The organism is Mesorhizobium sp. B1-1-1 (assembly GCF_006442955.1).
Lineage (GTDB): Bacteria > Pseudomonadota > Alphaproteobacteria > Rhizobiales > Rhizobiaceae > Mesorhizobium.
Genome location: NZ_VFWW01000005.1, coordinates 175,837 through 194,202 on the forward strand (window position 1 = coordinate 175,837; position 18,366 = coordinate 194,202).

Annotated in this window: 16 protein-coding genes; 4 read left to right on the forward strand and 12 right to left on the reverse strand. The window is 63.4% G+C overall.

The annotated features are described in order from the left end of the window. Positions 1-22: 22 nt before the first annotated feature. The gene (locus tag FJ986_RS11655; protein ID WP_140565326.1) at positions 23-1,645 is read right to left on the reverse strand and encodes an ABC-F family ATP-binding cassette domain-containing protein; all 1,623 of its coding nucleotides are present in this window, start codon (positions 1,643-1,645) and stop codon (positions 23-25) included. A 288-nt stretch (positions 1,646-1,933) separates the two neighbouring features. Here FJ986_RS11655 and FJ986_RS11660 point away from each other — a divergent pair, with 288 nt between their 5' ends. Continuing rightward, on the forward strand, positions 1,934-2,215 hold the full coding sequence (locus FJ986_RS11660; RefSeq protein ID WP_140582494.1) for a hypothetical protein: 282 nt from the start codon (positions 1,934-1,936) through the stop codon (positions 2,213-2,215). A 5-nt stretch (positions 2,216-2,220) separates the two neighbouring features. Here the strand turns inward: FJ986_RS11660 and FJ986_RS11665 are convergent, their stop codons facing one another. Beyond that, positions 2,221-3,126 (reverse strand): S1C family serine protease, encoded by a 906-nt coding sequence (locus FJ986_RS11665; protein WP_140582497.1) that lies wholly within the window; start codon positions 3,124-3,126, stop codon positions 2,221-2,223. 235 nt (positions 3,127-3,361) lie between these two features. Between FJ986_RS11665 and yghU the strand changes: the two genes are divergently transcribed. Both yghU and FJ986_RS11675 read left to right on the forward strand, forming a co-directional pair. Continuing rightward, positions 3,362-4,228: a glutathione-dependent disulfide-bond oxidoreductase gene (gene yghU / locus FJ986_RS11670; protein ID WP_140499040.1), complete on the forward strand. Its 867-nt coding sequence runs from the start codon at positions 3,362-3,364 to the stop codon at positions 4,226-4,228. Between the two features lie 355 nt (positions 4,229-4,583). After that, the gene (locus FJ986_RS11675) at positions 4,584-5,324 is read left to right on the forward strand and encodes a sulfotransferase family protein (RefSeq protein ID WP_140582500.1); all 741 of its coding nucleotides are present in this window, start codon (positions 4,584-4,586) and stop codon (positions 5,322-5,324) included. A 154-nt stretch (positions 5,325-5,478) separates the two neighbouring features. Here FJ986_RS11675 and FJ986_RS11680 read toward each other — a convergent pair whose 3' ends face one another. The 10 genes from FJ986_RS11680 to FJ986_RS11725 form a co-directional block, all read right to left on the reverse strand. Beyond that, positions 5,479-6,369, reverse strand: coding sequence for an OmpA family protein (locus FJ986_RS11680; RefSeq protein ID WP_181181871.1), 891 nt, complete (start codon positions 6,367-6,369; stop codon positions 5,479-5,481). Positions 6,370-6,474: 105 nt separating this feature from the next. Further along, entirely contained in the window at positions 6,475-7,506 is a 1,032-nt protein-coding gene (locus FJ986_RS11685; protein WP_140499046.1) for a hypothetical protein, read from the reverse strand. After that, complete coding sequence (locus FJ986_RS11690; protein ID WP_140499048.1) at positions 7,503-8,324, reverse strand: hypothetical protein; 822 nt, start codon at positions 8,322-8,324, stop codon at positions 7,503-7,505. The genes FJ986_RS11685 and FJ986_RS11690 overlap by 4 nt, the downstream gene beginning before the upstream one ends. Further along, positions 8,321-9,742, reverse strand: coding sequence for a hypothetical protein (locus tag FJ986_RS11695; protein WP_140671033.1), 1,422 nt, complete (start codon positions 9,740-9,742; stop codon positions 8,321-8,323). The genes FJ986_RS11690 and FJ986_RS11695 overlap by 4 nt, the downstream gene beginning before the upstream one ends. A gap of 243 nt (positions 9,743-9,985) precedes the next feature. Then, a complete protein-coding gene (locus FJ986_RS11700) occupies positions 9,986-10,756 on the reverse strand; it encodes an exodeoxyribonuclease III (protein ID WP_140622913.1) in 771 nt (256 codons plus the stop codon). Positions 10,757-10,763: 7 nt separating this feature from the next. Continuing rightward, positions 10,764-11,408: an alpha/beta family hydrolase gene (locus FJ986_RS11705; RefSeq protein ID WP_140565353.1), complete on the reverse strand. Its 645-nt coding sequence runs from the start codon at positions 11,406-11,408 to the stop codon at positions 10,764-10,766. A 222-nt stretch (positions 11,409-11,630) separates the two neighbouring features. Further along, positions 11,631-12,752, reverse strand: coding sequence for a tetratricopeptide repeat protein (locus tag FJ986_RS11710; protein ID WP_140674333.1), 1,122 nt, complete (start codon positions 12,750-12,752; stop codon positions 11,631-11,633). Beyond that, on the reverse strand, positions 12,749-13,657 hold the full coding sequence (locus FJ986_RS11715; RefSeq protein WP_140674335.1) for a Ku protein: 909 nt from the start codon (positions 13,655-13,657) through the stop codon (positions 12,749-12,751). Before FJ986_RS11715 ends, FJ986_RS11710 begins: the two co-directional genes overlap by 4 nt. A gap of 222 nt (positions 13,658-13,879) precedes the next feature. Beyond that, a complete protein-coding gene (ligD, locus tag FJ986_RS11720) occupies positions 13,880-16,366 on the reverse strand; it encodes a DNA ligase D (protein WP_140559828.1) in 2,487 nt (828 codons plus the stop codon). Between the two features lie 120 nt (positions 16,367-16,486). Then, a complete protein-coding gene (locus tag FJ986_RS11725) occupies positions 16,487-16,711 on the reverse strand; it encodes a hypothetical protein (protein ID WP_140499061.1) in 225 nt (74 codons plus the stop codon). A 342-nt stretch (positions 16,712-17,053) separates the two neighbouring features. On the opposite strand from FJ986_RS11725, the gene FJ986_RS11730 reads away from it, so the two are divergent. Continuing rightward, positions 17,054-18,319, forward strand: a complete 1,266-nt coding sequence (locus tag FJ986_RS11730) for an NAD(P)/FAD-dependent oxidoreductase (protein ID WP_140582516.1) — start codon at positions 17,054-17,056, stop codon at positions 18,317-18,319. Positions 18,320-18,366: the final 47 nt, after the last annotated feature.

The following is an 18,366-nucleotide window of genomic DNA, read 5'->3' on the forward strand; positions in this document are numbered from 1 at the left end:
TTCCGGAGAGTAGCCTCTGTGCTTATCCCCTCAGCCCCGGTGCCTCCTGCCCGGTGCGCTCGACATATTCGGTGTAGCCGCCGCCATAGGTGTGGATGCCATCCGGCGTCAGTTCCAGCACGCGATTGGACAGCGCCGCGAGGAAATGGCGGTCGTGCGAGACGAACAACATGGTGCCCTCATACTGCGACAGCGCCTCGATCAGCATCTGCTTGGTGACGATGTCGAGATGGTTGGTCGGCTCGTCCAGCACCAGGAGGTTGGGCGGGTCGAACAGCATCAGCGCCATCACCAGCCGCGCCTTTTCGCCGCCCGAAAGCACCCGGCACTTCTTCTCGATCTCGTCGCCGGAAAAACCGAAGCAGCCGGCAAGCGCCCGAAGCGGCGCCTGGCCGGCCTGCGGAAAATTGTCCTCCAGCGTCTGGAACACGGTGCGCTCGCCGTCGAGCAGTTCCATGGCATGCTGGGCGAAATAGCCCATTTTCACGCTAGGCCCGCGCGCCACCGAACCCTGGTCGGGATCTGAGGCTCCGGCCACCAACTTCAACAACGTCGATTTGCCCGCGCCATTGACGCCCATGATGCACCAGCGCTCGCGGCGGCGGACCTGGAAGTCGAGCCCTTCGTAGATCGAACGGCTGCCATAGGCCTTGTGGACGTTCTTCAATGTCACGACGTCCTCGCCGCAGCGCGGCGCCGGCTGGAACTCGAAATTCACCGTTTGGCGGCGCTTCGGCGGCTCGACGCGATCGATCTTGTCGAGCTTCTTCACCCGGCTCTGCACCTGGGCCGCATGCGACGCGCGCGCCTTGAACCGTTCGATAAAGGCGATCTCCTTGGCCAGCATCGCCTGCTGGCGCTCGAACTGCGCCTGCTGCTGCTTGTCCGCGATCGCGCGCTGCTGCTGGTAGAATTCGTAATTGCCGGAATAGGCGGTGAGCGAACCGCCATCGATCTCCACCACCTTGTTGACGATACGGTTCATGAACTCGCGGTCATGCGAGGTCATCAGGAGCGCGCCGTCATAATTCTTCAGGAACTGCTCGAGCCAGATCAGGCTTTCCAGGTCGAGATGGTTGCTCGGCTCGTCGAGCAGCATGGCGTCGGGCCGCATCAGCAGAATGCGCGCCAGCGCCACGCGCATCTTCCAGCCGCCGGAGAGTTTTCCCACGTCACCGTCCATCATCTCCTGCGAGAAACCGAGACCGTCGAGCACTTCCCGCGCCCGGCCGTCGAGCGCATAGCCGTCGAGTTCCTCGAAGCGGTGCTGCGCCTCGCCATAGCGTTCGATGATCTCGTCCATCCGGTCCGCCTGGTCGGGATCAGCCATACCCGCCTCCAGCGCCGCCATCTCGGCCGCCACTTCGCTCACCGGCCCGGCGCCGTTCATCACTTCGGCCACCGCGCTACGGCCGTCCATATCGCCGACATCCTGGCTGAAATAGCCGATCGTGACGCCGCGATCGACCTGCACCTGGCCCTCGTCGGGCTGTTCCTGCCCGGTGATCATGCGAAACAGTGTTGTCTTGCCGGCGCCGTTGGGGCCGACGAGCCCGACCTTTTCGCCTTTCTGCAAGGCGGCTGACGCCTCGATGAAGACAAGCTGACGGCCGTTCTGCTTGCCGATGTTTTCAAGTCTGATCATGAGTGGTCCGGGAGGCTGATGTGAGGGTGCGGGAGTTGCCCCGGCCCATACGCGAATGACAGCGGCGGGGAAAGAGGCAGAAGCGCCGCAGCGGGCGCAGCGCTCTTACGTCTTCCCACAGCGGAGGAGGGAGAAGCGCCCTCCAGACACACTTTAGAACAAGATTCAACGTCCGGGAAAAACTGGAGAAAAGCGGTGCTGCGATAACCACCCCCGCGGCGGCCGGAACCGCTCGCGGCGCAACGCAAAGGGATGGTCCTGAAAATGCAACGACGTCCGACCGGATGGATGAGTGCCCTGCTTGGCATTTCGTTTGCCATCAATGCGGTCGCATCGCAAGCACGCCAGCCGGCATGTGAAGAAGCCTGTACGCAAGCACACCCACGTCAGGAAGCACAAGGCCGCGGCTTGATCTTCTCAAGCCCGAACAAGGAGATAGAACGGTATCTTGAATCTCTTGATCGTCTTCTTCTTGACGTCCTCCCAGGAAAAAGCCGCCCTCGCGCAAGCGACGGCGGCTTTTCTTTGGACTGGGCTGAAGGCTTTCCTTCTCTGCTGTCGAGAAGGTAACGCGCTCACTGCAACTGCGGCTTCTTCAGGAAACTGTCGCGATCGGCGGATTTGACGCGCAGCCAGGTTTCACGGCCGTCGCGCAGGACCCGCATCGGGATCTCGGCGCCGGCCGAACCGCTGTCCCATAGCTTGCGATAGAAATCGGCCAGCCCGTCGACCGCGCCGTCTCGTATGTCGGAGATGACGTCGCCCTCGCGCAGGCCCGCCTTGGCGGCCGGACCGCCTTCGGTCACGCTCATCACCACCACCCGGCCGTCGCTTTCGGCCGAGAGGGCGCCGAGCCATGGCCGTGGCGGCCGCGCCACCTGGCCGCGCGTCAGGAGATCGTCGAGGATCGGCGGCAACAGGTCGATCGGCACCACCATGTTGATATCGGCGACCTCGCCGTTGCGGCTCATCTGCAGGCGCAGCGACCCGACGCCGAGCAGCGCGCCCTTTGCATCGAACAGCGCCGCGCCGCCCCAGGAAGGATGCGCCGGCGCGATGAAGATCGCTTCCTCGAGCAGATATTCCCAATAGCCGGCGAATTCCTGCTTGGTGACGATCCTGGCCTGAACCGACTGGCCGATGCCGTCGGCGAGCACCACGCTATCCCCGATCCTGGCCCTGCCGGCGTCGCCCAGCGCCACCGCCGGCAGGCCAAGCGGCGCCAGCGCCTGAACCAGGCCAAAGCCCGATTCCTGGTCGTAGGCCAGCGCATGCGCCGGCACGACGCGGCCGTCATGGGTCGTAAGCCACACCTCTTCCGCCTCGGTAATGAGATAGCCGATGGTCAGCACCAACCCATTCTCGCGGATAACGACGCCGCTGCCTTCGCGCAGCGTGCCCAATGCCCCGGCAGTGAAGGCATCGTCTGGAATGGTGGCGCGCACCGCAACGACGGAGCGTCTGTTGGGATTGATGGGCATGCTCTTGTCCTGGACGGGCTTGGGGGTCACGTTCCTATAGGTATGGCACGCGAACCAAGGCGCAAGGGGTTGGGGGGCATCCCTCCATCCTTTCGAAGCCCAAAGGGAAGATGAGAGGCATGGTCATTGACAATAGTTCAACGCAAGTTGAACTTTCCCGTTTGCAGCCCTAGCTGTAGGTGCAACTGCCAGTCCCGCTTCCAACCTGTCTCTCCCCACAATACGAGGCCCCGCGATGACCGAATACACTCCGCCGAAAGTATGGACCTGGAACAAGCCGAGCGGCGGCGCCTTCGCCAGCATCAACCGCCCGATCGCCGGCCCGACGCATGACAAGGTGCTGCCGGTGGGCAAGCACCCGTTGCAGCTCTATTCGCTGGCGACGCCGAACGGCGTCAAGGTGACGATCATGCTGGAGGAACTGCTGGCGCTTGGCCACAAGGGCGCCGAATACGACGCCTGGCTGATCAGGATCAACGATGGCGACCAGTTCGGCAGCGGCTTCGTCGAGGTCAATCCGAACTCCAAGATCCCCGCACTGATGGACCGCAGCGGCGCCACGCCCATCCGCGTCTTCGAGTCCGGTTCGATCCTCACCTATCTCGCCGAAAAGTTCGGCGAGTTCCTGCCGACCGACCAGCCGGCGCGCGCCGAGACCCTGTCCTGGCTGTTCTGGCAGATGGGCTCTGCCCCTTATCTCGGCGGCGGCTTCGGTCATTTCTATGCGTACGCGCCGACCAAGATCGAATACGCCATCGACCGCTTTGCCATGGAAACCAAGCGCCAGCTCGACGTGCTCGACCGCCGCCTGGCCGAAACCGAATATCTTTCCGGCGCCGGCTACTCGATCGCCGACATGGCGGTCTGGCCCTGGTATGGCGGACTGGCGCTCGGCCGCATGTACAATGATTCCGGCGAGTTCCTTTCGGTGCAGGATTACAAGAACGTGCAGCGGTGGGCGAAGGCGATCGACGAGCGCCCCGCGGTCAAGCGTGGCCGCATGGTCAACCGCGCATTCGGCGAACCCGCGATGCAGCTGCACGAACGTCACGACGCCAGCGACTTCGATACGAACACGCAGGACAAGCTCGCGGCTGAGTGAGCTGCGAGGGCGGGCAGCGGCGCTGCCCGCCCTCCGTTTGATTTTGCGAAAGCGTCGATGACGGCAACGTCTCACCTGGAGGCGTGGATATCGCGCCGATCCGCTCCGCGCCGTCCAAGACGGCAATGCGTCTTCTTCTATCATCGTCCGACGTCAACAGCGGTCCTCTCACACAGACCCCATAGAAATCTGTTGCGCAAATGCCGGCCGGGGCGCAACGTGTTGCCAGCAGATCGATGCAAGCGAGCAAATCGATCCTGCAGCGCGGCGTCCTTGTCGCGCAGGGCATGCCTAGGGTTGCCGCGGCGTCCTTTTTTGGCGCGAGCACGCGGCCTTGGTTTGGTCGGGGGAACAAATGACGCTCACGCTGATCGGGGCCGGCTTCGGGCGCACCGGTACATGGTCGACCTTCGTCGCGCTGAACAGGCTCGGCCTGCCCTGCTACCACATGCAGGAAGTGATCCTGAACAAGGCCAACAAGGGCCATCTCGATTTCTGGCGCAAGGTGGCCAACAGCCCGCCCGGCACGCAGCAGGACTGGAGCCGGGTGTTCGGCAATTACAAGGCGACGGTCGACAATCCAGGCTGCTGCGTGTGGCGCGAACTGATGGCCGCCTATCCCGACGCCAAGGTGCTGCTCACCTTGCACCCGCGCGGCGCGGAAGCCTGGTACGAGAGCACCATCGACACGATCTACTTCACCGAGAATGTCTGGCAGTTCAAGATCCTGGAATGGCTGACGCCGTTCGGCCGGAAATTCGGCGACATGTCACGCAGGCTGATCTGGGGCCGCACGCTAGCCGGCGTCATGGGCAACCGCGCCAAGGCCGTGGAGCGCTACAACGCCTATGTCGAGGAAGTGAAGGCGGCGGTGCCGCCGGAAAAGCTGCTGGTGTTCAAGGTCAGCGAAGGCTGGGCCCCGCTCTGCCACTTCCTCGACGTGGCGCAACCGAACGAGCCCTTCCCCAATCTCAACGACCGCGAGGCCATCAAGAAGATCATCGCCGACATCATCAAGGGCTCCTACATGATGCTGGCGCTAAGCGTGGCGGCCGTTATCGCGGTGATCGCGGCGCTATGGTGGTGGCTGGGGTAGTTGGGCGCCGTTCGTCGATCCCTCGGTGCAGCGGGAGCGAAGCGACGCGAAGGCTTTGCGACCCAGGCCACGCGATTGCGAAAAAGCGCTGCGGTCAAAAACAAGGGCGTCGTTGTCGATACCGCCAAGCAGGCTGAATCGCGCGATCACCGCGTTAATTGGTGCCGCCGTCCGAGGACCGTCGTACCCGAATCTCGATACGCCGGCGTTCCCGAACATCGCCAACGTGGCTGCCGTCGGCGATAATGTCTCCCGGCATTACGAGCTGTGCCGCTGACAACGGAATGATCTTCACACTGCCCAGCCGTCCCGTCTGGATCAGCGCGTTCGCTACCGCGATAGCGCGCGAGAGCCCCAGCCCCGCATTGTCGGCCGGGGTCAAATCGCTGATAGCGCTGGCTCCGTTCATCGCCGAGATCGCAACCGCATCGAGGTTGGACGGCTTGGCCGGATTGATTTTCTGCTCATCCGTGTGACCGACGATCTCGACGACATCGACTTTGTAGCGTGTCAGCAAAGACAGAACGTCGTCCGTGACCTTGGTCTGCAAACGAGCCCGGAACGCGTCGGTGAGAGCAGCGCTGCCACGTTCAAATGTATAGCCGTCGTCGCTCAACGTTATCATCGGCGGCCACTGCATCGACGATTCAGCGTCCGCGCTCCTGTCGTTGGAGGCCGAGAGCGTCTTTTCAAGTCGGTCCAGCAGACGGGGGTCGGCGGCTTTGGCTTCGCTGATTTCGAGCAGCAATTTCCGCAGCGTCGGATCTGACGTCGGCGCGGCATCGATGCCCTTTTCCGTAAGCCCGTCGATCACCGCTTTGGCCGCCACGAGCTCGGTCCAGTTGGCTGGCGGCAACGGAAGCGCCGCTTTTGGAAACAGCGCCTGCAGGCGCGCCAGTTCGGCACGCATGTCGGCAAGCTGGCTCACCGTGATGTCCAGGTTCGCGGAGGCCTGCAGCTCGGCGATCCTCTCATCCTTTCGCTGTGCGATGCTGGCCGAGACCAGAAGGAGGCAGAAAAGCAGAAGGAGGAGAAGCTCGGCCATTGTGAGCCCAAGCACCACGCCTCGGCGATGGCCGCGTTCCCCTTCGGCGATAAGCGAGCAAGGCATCTTCATCGGCATCGTCCCACACTGACCATGCAACGCGCTTTAGCCGCCACGCCAGAGCCGTCTGAATAGACCCTGCCGCGTCGGCGCTCGATCATAACCCTCAAATGTCGCCGCAAGTTTGTCGAGCACATCGCTGGCCCGAAGCGCTTCCGCCGTGGACTGTTCCAGCCCGCGCCGAAGCTCCGCCACATCGCCAAGACGGGAAGAGAAATCGCTCATGGCGGTTTCGATCGCCCGCTGCAAACCGGCCACGACCGGCTCCAGCCGAACCTCGATGACCTTGTCGGGTGTCGACATGCCAGCGAGCTTGTCGGCCATCATCTGTGTCGCGGTCGCAATCTGCGTGCTGGCGCTGGTCAGGATGGCGTTGATATCGTGAACTGCCTTGGCTGTCTGGTCGATGCCGCCCCGCAGCTCCTTGGTGTCTATTCCGCTCTGCATCGCCAGCGAGGATGCCCTGATGTGCTCGGAAGCTTCCTTGGCGAGCAGGTCCAGAGACTGGACCAGGGATTTCGCCGAGGTTTCCACTTGCGTTCGTATCTCGTGATAGCCCTCTTGCAGCATCTGCTGGTTGGAGCGTTGGAAATGGTTCATCTCGCTCAGGATGCCATCGAGTTCCCGGCGCACCTTGCGGGATGCTTCTGCGAGCTCGAGACGTGACACGCGTTCCACTTCCATGGGGTCGCGTCGGAGCTGATTGAAGACGATGCGAAATGCAATGCCGGCGATGGTGGAGGCAACCGCGATGCCGAAATTGCGCACGATCTCGTCGACTGCGCCACCGCCTCCATACTGGTAAAGCGAAACGGCGAGGCTGGTGAGCGTGAAGATGAAGCCCATATAGTAGAAGTTGTCCCCGGTTTGGTCGTCGCGCAGCCGGAGCCCGCGCGCGATCATGATCATCGCCGCGTAGCCCATCATCAGCGCGATCGGCACGAAGGTAACGACGAATGCCGACACGGAAAGCGATTTGGCCACGACTATGTAGGCGGCGCCCAGGCCGGTAAAAACGATAAAGACCAGTGGCGCCGCAGCGTCCAACTGCCGGCTGGCCACGCGCGGCCGCCTCACCCTTCAACTCCTTGCAACGACTTGGCAGAGCTGAAAACGCCGTGATTGTAATCAATCCACTGCTGCCAGAATGCCATCAACGCGACGCTGTCGACGGGCGACTTCGCCCGGCGTATGAGCCAGATCGACACATCGCTGCCAGCGAGATCCGTAGCGAAGCGGTTTGCCGCGGGCGACTTTTTGAAGGCATCGAAATCTGTGGCGCCGCGGTAGTGAGAGAAGAATTCGGTATTCTCGAACATGTCCGAAACGACAATCAGCCGCGAGGGGACCGCACGCGTTTTCTGGGCGACCAGATGGCTGACGGCTATCGACTGAATGCCGGCCATGATCGGCGAGCTGTCGGCCTTGTTTGCCTCGACCGCTTTTTCAAGCGCAACCAGCAGCGGCTGGCCGAATCCCGCTTGCCAACGCTCTCGCGCCAGCGCCGCATTGCCGGTGAAAGCACTGAGGTCGCCGCCATTGCCGGGGTTGCACAGCGAGAAGAGTTCTTTCGTATAGGGTACCGCTGATGTAAGGGCCCTGATCTCGAGCAAGCCACCGCGCTGGATGCCGGAGGCGGTATCGCGCAGCAGGGTCTGGATGTTCAGTTTGGTGACGTCAGCGATTGCATCCGTGGTATCGATCAGGATGATGGTTTGCGACGCAGCTCCGACGACCGGGCAAAGCCGATCGTCAAGTTCGACGAGTTGCGAGCGCGCCGAGACATAGACGTAGGTAAAGCCTATCGCGGCGGCAATGAGGCCGAGCGCGAATAGAATAATCCAGCCCCAGTTGACAAGGTTGGAAGGCGAGCGCCGGGACCGTCGACCGCTCATTGGGCTTCAGGCACCAGCACATCCAGTTCGCGATACTGCTTCAACGCAGCCTCGAACTGTTCACCCAAGGCGACCAGCATCTTGTCGAGGTCGCCTTGCGCATCCTTGATGGAAGCTTGCAATTCGTCGCTGTTCCATTCCCCGTCGCGGAAATACTGGACGCCGATGCGGCCGAGTTGGTATGGCCGCGAAAAGCGCTCCGGCGCGGGTGTCGTGCGTACAGCGATGTTGGCGTCCCTGTAGATTCGGAACAGGCTGTTTGCGGCACGTTCAAGCTGAGCTTGGTGGGCGTCGAACAGCCCAACCAACCGAGAGCGATGGGCCACGATCGCATCGTGTTCTGTCCGCTGCTTGCTGAGGTCGGCGCGCGCATCGGCGAGTTCGTCCTCATAACCACTGCGAACATCGGAAAGCTCGCCGATCAGGCCTTGCCGCTTGTTTCGATAATTTGCCCGCGCCTCGTCAAGCCGGTGATCAACCGTGGCGTAGCCTGGATAAGTGTCACGCATGCTGAGCCCATCGATCAGGGCAAAGAGTGAAAACATCACACCGAGGAAGAAGAGTATCCAGGAGCGAAATTCGTTCAGCGCGAATGGCGCGCTTAGCAAGCGTCGCATCACCTCGTCGCCATTGGTCGCGATCGTTCCGGCAACCTCGCGGTAATGCGCCAGACCAAGATTGATGGCAATCGCTGCGCCGATATAGGCCGCGATGGCGAGAATGCCGACAAACTTACGGAAAATCGAGCGATGCGCGATCTCGCGCACGCCATAGAGGGCGAACATCAGCGCGACGCCGACATTGAGAATCGCGAAGATCAGCGCCTCGACGATGCCGCCGACCAGCCCGAGCTCGTTTCGCTTTGCAAGCAGTTCGCCATTGATGACGAGCTCTGCCATCACCAGCGCCACCACAAAGAGCCATTTCAACGTGGTACCGATGGCCGTGGTCTTCTTGCAGGGCCGGCGAAGCCCGTTCTGATCCTTGAAATCACGATGCCAGGACTCTGCCTCCTTCAGATCGCGCCGCAGCCCATGCAGATCATCGATCCCCATCTGCAATTCGGCTTTCAAGTCGGAGAGACCAGCCGTGGATGCCGCTTTTATATTGGCAAAGCGCGATTCAAAGTCGAGGTCGATGAGACGCTGCCTGAACCCCGCAAGTTGGTTCTCAAGATGATCGTGGGATTGTTTCTGGGCGGCTCCGACCAATTCGATGACATCGTTTTCAACGGCATCGTAAGGTAGGTCGTCGCTTTGAGGCAGATTCTCCCTGCCCCGCTTCTCGCCTTTCTCCGCAAGCCGCATATCTGTTGCAATGCGCTGGACGTCAATGTCGGGGAATGACTCTGTCGTCGGCCTATAGGCATGCGGCGGCCGCAACAGCCGTTGCTTGAGCTTTTCCAGTGACCCGAACATTCCACCCCACGTACACTCTTCCGACCACCCGTACCGAGGCTAGCGGTAAGCTTCGGATTCTTCAACGAGTTTCGCCCAATCGAAAGTGGAGCTTTTGCGGACGCAAAAGCACGGCAATTCCATCAGAATGACTGTCTACTGCTAGGGAGCCGTATTTTACTCTGCGCCGTATACTGTATGGTCGCTGTCGCCGAAGGGCGGAGAAAAAGAGAGCGGGCATTCTGCTTCGTCAAACGCCGCCCCTCACCGCAACTCCACCCACACCGGCGCGTGGTCGCTGGCGCCGTCCTCACCGCGCACGTCGCGGTCGATGCCGGCAGCCTTGAGCTTGCGGGCGAGCTTCTTCGACAGGAGGATATGGTCGAGCCGCAAGCCCGCATCGCGCGGCCAGCGGTTCCGCCGGTAATCCCAGAAGGTGTAGAGCGTCTCTTTGGGGTAGACCTTGCGCAGTGCGTCCGTCCAGCCTTGCTCGATGAGCGCGGCAAAGGCTGCCCGGCTTTCCGGCTGTACCAGCGCGTTATCGTCGTAGGAGCGCGTGGCATAGATATCGCGCGGCTCGGGCACGATGTTGTAGTCGCCCGCCAGCACCACCGGCAGGCCGGTGTCGAGCAGTTGTGCCGCATGCGCGGCGAACCTGTCATGCCAGGCGAGCTTGTACTGGAATTTCGGCCCCGGCTGCGGGTTGCCGTTCGGCGCGTACAGGCAGCCGATGACGATTCCGTTCACCGCCGCCTCGATGTAGCGGCTCTGCCTGTCGGCATCGTCGCCGGGCAGCACATCGCGCGTCAGCACCGGCTCGGCGCCCCGCGCCAGTATGGCGACGCCGTTCCAGGTCGGCTCCCCCTTCCACACCGCGCCGTAGCCGGCATCGGCCAGGGCAGTGCGCGGAAACTGCATATCGCGCGCCTTCAACTCCTGCAGGCAGACGACATCGGGTCTTGCCGCCGCCAGCCAGGTCAGCAGATTCTTCAGTCGGCTGTTGACGTTATTGATGTTGAAGGAGGCGATTTTCATCGGCGGGTCAAGAGACGAGCTTGCCCGTCCAAGCCTTCACCGTTTCGGCCAGCGTCTTCAGATGATCGGCGGTCGAAAACCCTGAGATGCTCTTGCGCGGCTTCAGATCGTGATCGCCATCCTCCAACCATACGATCTCGATGCTGTCGGAGAGCCCATAGCCGGCAACCTCGTCGGGCGTGCCGAACTCGTCGCGCGTGCCCTGGAAGATCAGCGTCGGTATCGTCAACCCGGCCAGATGCTTGGTCCGCAACTGCTCGGGCTTGCCGGGCGGGTGGAAGGGATAGCCGAGGCAAAGCAGGCCCGAGATTTCGCCCCTGGCAAACATCTCGTCCGCCACCATCGAGGCGACGCGACCGCCCATCGATTTGCCGCCGATGATCAACGTCCCGGTCACGCCCCTCGCCCTGAGGTCGGCGATCGCCTTGATGTATTCCGGGTTCACTGTCTCGGCGCGCGGCGGCGGCTTGCGGTGGCCATAGCGGCGGGACGCCATATAGTGGAACTCGAACCGCGCGACCTGAAAGCCTACTGCCGCCAGCGCCTTGGCGGTGGCGGTCATCGAAGGAGAATCCATCGACGCGCCGGCGCCATGCGCGAGCAGGATGGTGACGGGAGCTGTGTCGTCGCCGTCGAAGAGGAAGGTGGTCATGGAATAGGGCTCCCGTGGCTCGGCGTTGGTGACCCCTTCTCCCCTTGTGGGACCCGAAGGGCGGGCGAGACCGTTGGCTCGCCCCGGGGGTGGTCTCGCGAAGCTCGGCCGGATGACGGGTGTTCCAGGAAACGCAAACGCCTCATTCCGACACGCACCCCTCAACCGTCTCGGCGCTGCGCGCCGATCCACCTTCTCCCAAAACGGGAGAAGGAAAGAGCTTTACCCCGCCGATTTCGCCAGCTGCATGTCCACGAACTGCACGCCCCTGGCCGCAACGCCGGCCCATTCGGACTCGGCATCGAGTTCCAGATAGCGCGCCCAGAGCCGCCGCGCCTCGAGCAGTTCGCCGGCGTCGAATTCGAGCCGGGCGAGATTGAAAACCGGATCGGCGTAATTGCCGTCGAGTGCGATCGCCTTTCGCAAGTGCCTTCGCGCCGACGCCGTCTTGCCCTCCTCGCTCATCAGCCCGGCGAGATTGAACCAGGCCTCGACGAAAGCCGGATCGAGTTTGATCGCGCGGGCATAGTCGTGGGCCGCTTCCGCCGCGTGGCCGCCGGCGCGCAGGCAGTTGGCGCGGTTGAAGGCGGCGATCGCGTCGCCTGGATCGATGGCAAGGCAGCGCTGGTAGAGCGCGGCGGCACCATCATGGTCGCCGCCCTCCTCCGCCGCTTCGGCCTCGGCGAACAGCTCTTCCAGCGGATTGTCGTCGGAGGCGCCGAGATCGAACAGCAATTGCCCGTCGAGCTCGCTCTCGCCGCCATCCAGATAGATCGTATCGGGCCGTCCGGATGCCGAGCCGACCGCGAGCGACTTGGCGGTGAGCGAAGCCACCGGGCCGGAACGATGCACCGAGCGCGCGATGGCGCCCCATGTCGCGCCACCGGCGACCAGCCCGGCATATTTGCGCGCCAGGATCAGGTCGCGGAAGGAATAGGGTTCCGCGTCATGTTCGAAGGCATCGAACAGCGACAGGAGATCGAGGTCGGCGCCGGACAGTCGCGACTGATCGATCAGCGATTGCCGCGACAGGGAGGAGGCCTCAGGCGCCTTCATCAGTCCGAGCAGGCGCAGAAAACCGTTCTCGCTGAGCAATGCACGCCCGGCGCCACGCTCGGCGGCGACGCGGCGTTCGATGTCGGCATCGCCGGTCTTCGTGAGCCCGGCTTTGACCAGACCGGCCTTGACCAGCAGACCGCGACCGAACACGACATGCGTGGTGCGCCGGATGACACCGCGCCTGAGTTCGCCATGCTGGCGCGCGACCTCGCGCGCCGCCAGCCTGAGCGGAAACGCCGCCAGCGCGCCGATCGTGCCGAATATGGCGCCGGCTGGTGCCGTCACTTCTTGCTCTTGCCGACCGCCTTCAGCAGGTTGGCTTTCAGCGGATTCTCAGCAGCGCCGCCCGCGGCCGCCTTGGCCTTGGCGGCGGGCTTCTCGTCGGCCTTGCTCTTCGACTTGGCCGGCGGCTTCGACTGCGACTGCGACAGGCTCGCCTTCAGCGCATCCATCAAATTGATGACGTTGCCGCGCTCGGGTGCCGCCGCGATGATAGGCTTGTGGCCCTTCAGCCTCTCGCGGATCATGGCCATCAGCGCGATCTCGTAGCGGTCCTCGTAGTTCTTCGGATCGAAGGTGGTTTCCTTCTGCTTGATCAGCGCTTCGGCCAGTTGCAGCATTTCAGGATCCGGGTTGCCCGCAGGGATGTTGCCGAAATATTCAGCCGTGCCGCGCACTTCGTTCGGGTTCCTCAACGTACACACGAACATGCCGTTTTCGCGCGCGCCGATCGTCACCACGCGCTCGCGGCTGGACAGGACCAGCCGGGCGATCGCCAGCTTGCCGGATTTGCGCATGGCTTCGCGCAGCACGGCGAAAGTCTCCTCCGCCATCGCGCCGTCCGGCGCCATGTAATAGGGCGCGTCCTGGTAGATGACGTCGACCTCGTCCTCGTCGACGAAGGCCTCGATGTTCATCGTGTGGTTGGATTCGATGCGCACCGCGTCGAGGTCGCTATCTTCGATGATGATGTACTGCTTGTCCTCGTACTCGTAGCCCTTGACCAGGTCCGAACGCTCGACCAGTCCGAGTTCCGGATCGACCGGCTTCATGTTGATGCGGTTGTGGGTCTTCTTGTGCAACTGGTTGAACGAGATGCGCTCGCTGGCGCTGGTGGCGGGGTATAGCCGCACCGGACAGCTCACCAGACTGAGCTTGAGGTAACCTTTCCAACTTGCCCTGGGCGCCATGATGAACTCCTACGCGGCCATGCACTGAAACTTTTCGCAGCGCTTTCGTCCGAAGGACGAACAAGGCTGCGTAAATCCTACACCGACCCCGCACCTTACCGGCAAATCCTGACGAAATGTTTTAGGACGCCGGAAGGGCCGCGAGTAGAGAATAATTCAAATTGTCAAAAGCGTCGATGGACTTGGGTTTCCTCGCCCCCGCGAAGCGGGGAGGAAACCAATCTATTTGAACGTAGGCAAATCCCGAGCAAACTCGTCGATCTCAGCCCACGGATCGCCCGACGTTTCCAAGAGTCCCGGCAGCGACGCATAGTTCAGGTCCTGCGGCGCGTCGATTGTCTCCAGATCCGCCCAGCTCACCGGTGTCGAGGCCGGCAGGTTGGTGCGGGCGCGCAGCGAATAGGGTGCGGCGGAGGTGTGGCCGCGCGCGTTGCGGTGATAGTCGATGAAGATGCGCTTCTTGCGGTTGTCCTTGCCCATTGTGGTGGTGAAGGTGTCCGGCGCGCTTGCCGCCAGATGCGCGGAAATAGCGCTGGTCGCCTGGTGCAGCGTCTTCCAGTTCTGCCTGGCCGTCACCGGCACGGTGATATGGATGCCCTTGCCGCCCGAGGTTTTGGCAAAGGGCACCAGCCCCAGTTCCTCCAATTCGCCCTTGATGTGCACGGCGGCCTCCACCACTTCGCGCCAGGAGATCCCTTCGCCCGGATCGAGATCGAAGACAATCTGGTCGGGCCTGTCGAGGCTGGTGCGATGCGTACCCCAGGTGTGGAACTCGACCACGCCGAACTGCGCCAGCGCCAGATAGCCCTTTGCGCCCTCGACCGAGAGGTAGGATTTGGTCTCACCCTCGGAGTTGGTCGCCTCGAAGGTGGCAACCGAAGGCGGCATGCCGGTGAAGGCGTGGCGCTGGAAGAAGCAGTCCTTCGGCAGGCCGGTCGGGCAGCGCACCAGCGATACCGGGCGCCCGAGAATATGCGGCAGCATGAAATCGCCGACCAGCGCGTAGTAGACGGCGATGTCGAGCTTGGTCGGCCCGGTCTTGCCGAACAGCCGCCTGGTCGGGTTGGTGACCCAGATCGTGGCGAGGTCAGCCTCCGCGATCAGCCGCTTGCGCTTGGCCGAAACCGGCGTCGAGAGGCCGACATCCCTGAGGCCGCGAAACACCGCATGGCGTAGAGCATTGTCCGCCGTGCGGTTGGCGTAATGGATATGGGCTGAAAACAGCGGCTTCACCCAATGCATCTCGCGCATGATTTCGCGCGGCGCGCCTTCGGGCGCCATGGCGCCTGATGTGAGCGGCTCCAGCCGGGCCAGAAGATCGGCCGCGGTCTCGGCGTCGAAGCCGGTGCCGACCTTGCCGCGATAGTGAAGCTCGCCGTCCTCGAATTCGGCAAGGCCAAGTGCCGCCAGCCCCTCGGCTGCATCCGAAACGGTGTAGCCGGCGATGACAAAATCGCCGGTTTGCAGCGCCTTCGTCTTGGTCCAGCTCTTCGTGCGGCCGCTCTGGTAGGTCGCGGTTGCGCGCTTGGAGACGACGCCTTCCAGGCCAAGCTCCGAGGCCTGATCGTAAAGCCCCTGCCCGTCGCCGCCCACGTGATCGCTGTACTGGATCGCGGAGTTGGCGCGCAGGCCGGCGAGCAGTTCGGCCAGCAGCGCCTTGCGCCTTTCCAGCGGCGCCTTGCGCAAATCCCAGCCGTCGAGATGCAGGAGATCGAAGGCGTAGAAATGCAGCTTGCTGCCGGCGCCCTCCGCCAGCGCGTCCTGCAGAAGCGCGAAGCGGGAAATGCCCTTGCCGTCGAGCACGACGATCTCGCCGTCGATGATGGCCTCCCGGCACGGCAGCTTGGCGAAGGCATGCGGCAGATCGCCATAACGCTTGGTCCAGTCGATGCCGCCGCGGGTGATCAGCCTGACCTCGCCACCTGTCAGATGCGCCATGGTGCGGTAGCCGTCGAACTTGATCTCATGCAGCCAGGACTCGCCGGTGCGGTCGCCAGGATCGTCACCGCCCGGCGGTTTCGGCACCTGTGTCGCCAGCTGCGGCTCTATGCGGGCGGCAGGAGAGGCCTTGACCGCGCCGGGCAAGGCGCCGGGCTTCAGCGTGCCGGGCCTTGGCGCAGCCTTGGCCGGCGGCGGCGCCACCAGCTCCTCGATACGGCGGCCGGATTTCACGCTCTCCGGCCGCTCTTCGAGGATGTCGAGCGTGGGATTGGAAGCGAGATCGCGCTCCTTGAACAGAAGCCAATTCTTCTTGCCCTCCTCTTCGCCGGGCTTCGGCTTCAGCCTGGTCAACATCCAGCCGCCATTGAGCTTTTTCCCGGCCAGCCGGAACTTGAAGGCGCCGGTGCGCAAGCTCTTCTCGACATCCTCCATCGGCGCCCAGCTGCCCGTGTCCCAGACGATCATCGGCCCGCCGCCATACTCGCCTTCGGGAATGACGCCCTCGAAGTCGATATATTCGAGCGGATGGTCCTCGGTCTCGACCGCCAGCCTTTTGTCGGCCGGATTGAGCGAAGGTCCGCGCGGCACCGCCCAGCTCTTCAGCACGCCGCCGACCTCAAGGCGCAGGTCGTAGTGATCCGCCGTGGCATGGTGCTTGTGGACGACGAAGCGGTTGCCCTCCTCGGCGATCAACCCACCCGCCGGTTCCGGCGTCTTCGAGAATTCGCGCTTGGCGCGGTAAGGTTTGAGCTTGGAGGGCGTCGTCATGGCATCGACCGTCGCAAGCCAGCCAATTGCAACAACAGAGCGCCATGCCTGCTCGAACGGTCCGATGCGGCATGTATCAGGGTGACTAGCCGAAACGTCGCTGCCAACCAGTCACCACGCTCAATCGTCGGCCGCCGGCGTCAGTTCGAGCTCAGCGGGCGACAGGCCCTGCCGCAGCTGGCTCAAGCGGAATTCGTCGACCCAGTAGGCCTCGCCATCGACCAGCACGCGCGCCCTATAGGTGCCGCCTGAAAAACTCTGCGCGGTGATGTAGACCTTGTGGCGGTCGAGCGCCTTGCGCACCGCGGCACGCTTGGAGTTCTGGCTGTTCACGGCACTGGACATGCGCTTCGCCCTCGGTCGCCCTGACACGGAACTCGACCGCTCTTCGCGGTCCGGCGACTGGCCCCAAGGATGGCGGAGAGCGGCGCGGGTGTCAATTTCCTCGCCGCGGCGGCTTCCCTGCAAGACGCAAGCATAGCCGACGGCATCGGCTCGATTATGTCCGCGAACCTGTGGGCTGGAACAATATGACATCTTGTTTGGCATATGCGCCGAGGCGGCTCGGCGCTTCTGCTTTCCGCATTGTTAACCTCGGCGCGCCTAGGAATAGGGCGGGCTCCGGCCGCGGCGCCAATGCGTCAGAGCGGCGCGGGGATGGCGCGGCCATCCAGGAGAACAAGGTTCATGACCGCTTCCGTGCGAAGCAATGACTGTGAAGTGGCTGTTGTCGGCGCCGGACCTTTCGGACTTGGCGTCGCCACGGCGCTCAGGGCAGCTGATGTAGACGTGCTTGCCTTTGGCAGCCCGATGGGCTTTTGGCGCGAGAACATGCCTCGGGGCATGCGGCTTCGCTCGCCCTGGCGCGCAACCTTTATCGGCAACCCGAACGGCCCGCTCTCCCTCGATTCCTACGCCAGCGGCCAGCGTGTCCAATTGCGCGAGCCATTACTGCGGCAAGATTTCGTCGACTATGGAATGTGGGTTCAGGCTCAGGCGGTTCCGGATCTCGACACGCGCATGGTGAGCCGTGTCGAACGGACCAATGCGGGATTCCGGCTGATCCTTGCCGACGGCGATGCGGTTCGCGCCGGCCGCGTCGTCGTCGCCATGGGCCTGAAGAACCAGGAACTGGTGCCCGCCGCCTTCACCGGCCTGCCCTCCGAACTGGTCAGCCACACCAGCGCGCACATTGGATTCGAAGCCTTTGCCGGCAAGCATGTCGCCGTTGTCGGACGCGGACAGAGCGCCTGCGAATCCGCCGTCCTGCTGAGAAAGGCGGGAGCCGACGTCGAACTCGTCTGCCGGGGCGACATCCATTGGCTGGGCGCGCCGTCCAGCAGCCGGGGCCGCAATGTGCTCGGCGCCGCCGAGGAACTCCTGGCGTCGCCCTCGCGCGTCGGCCCGTTCCCGCTGTCCTGGCTGATCGAGGCGCCGGGTCTCGTGCATGGTTTGCCGGCGGCGGCGCGACGCTGGGTCAATGCGCGTGGCCTCAGGGCCGGCGCGTCAGGCTGGCTGCGGCCGGACTTCGGCGGCATCAAGGTCAAGGCCGGCCGCGTGATCGTCGGCGCCTCCGCCAGCAACTCCGGACTAGACTTGCGGTTCGAGAACGGCTCGACCGCTTACGATCACGTCCTGCTCGCGACCGGCTATCGCATAGACATCGGCAAGCTCGGGCTCTTCGCCCCCGATTTCCTCGATGCGATCGCCTGCCGCGACGGATCGCCTGTCCTTTCCACGGGACTGGAATCGAACATTCCCGGCCTGCATTTTGTCGGCGCCAGCGCGGTCGCGAGTTTTGGCCCGTTGATGCGTTTCACCGCCGCCACCCCGTATGCGGCGCAGGCCGTCACCCGTTTCATACGCACTGCCAGAAGCAAGGGGCAGAACGCACGGCGCTCCACCGTGAGACTGGGCGAAGCCTCGGTTCCCGCCGGCCCGAAGCCGCGTTGAGCATCGCGGGCCCCGCCATGTATCAGCGCGATCAGGCGGGGCTCTCG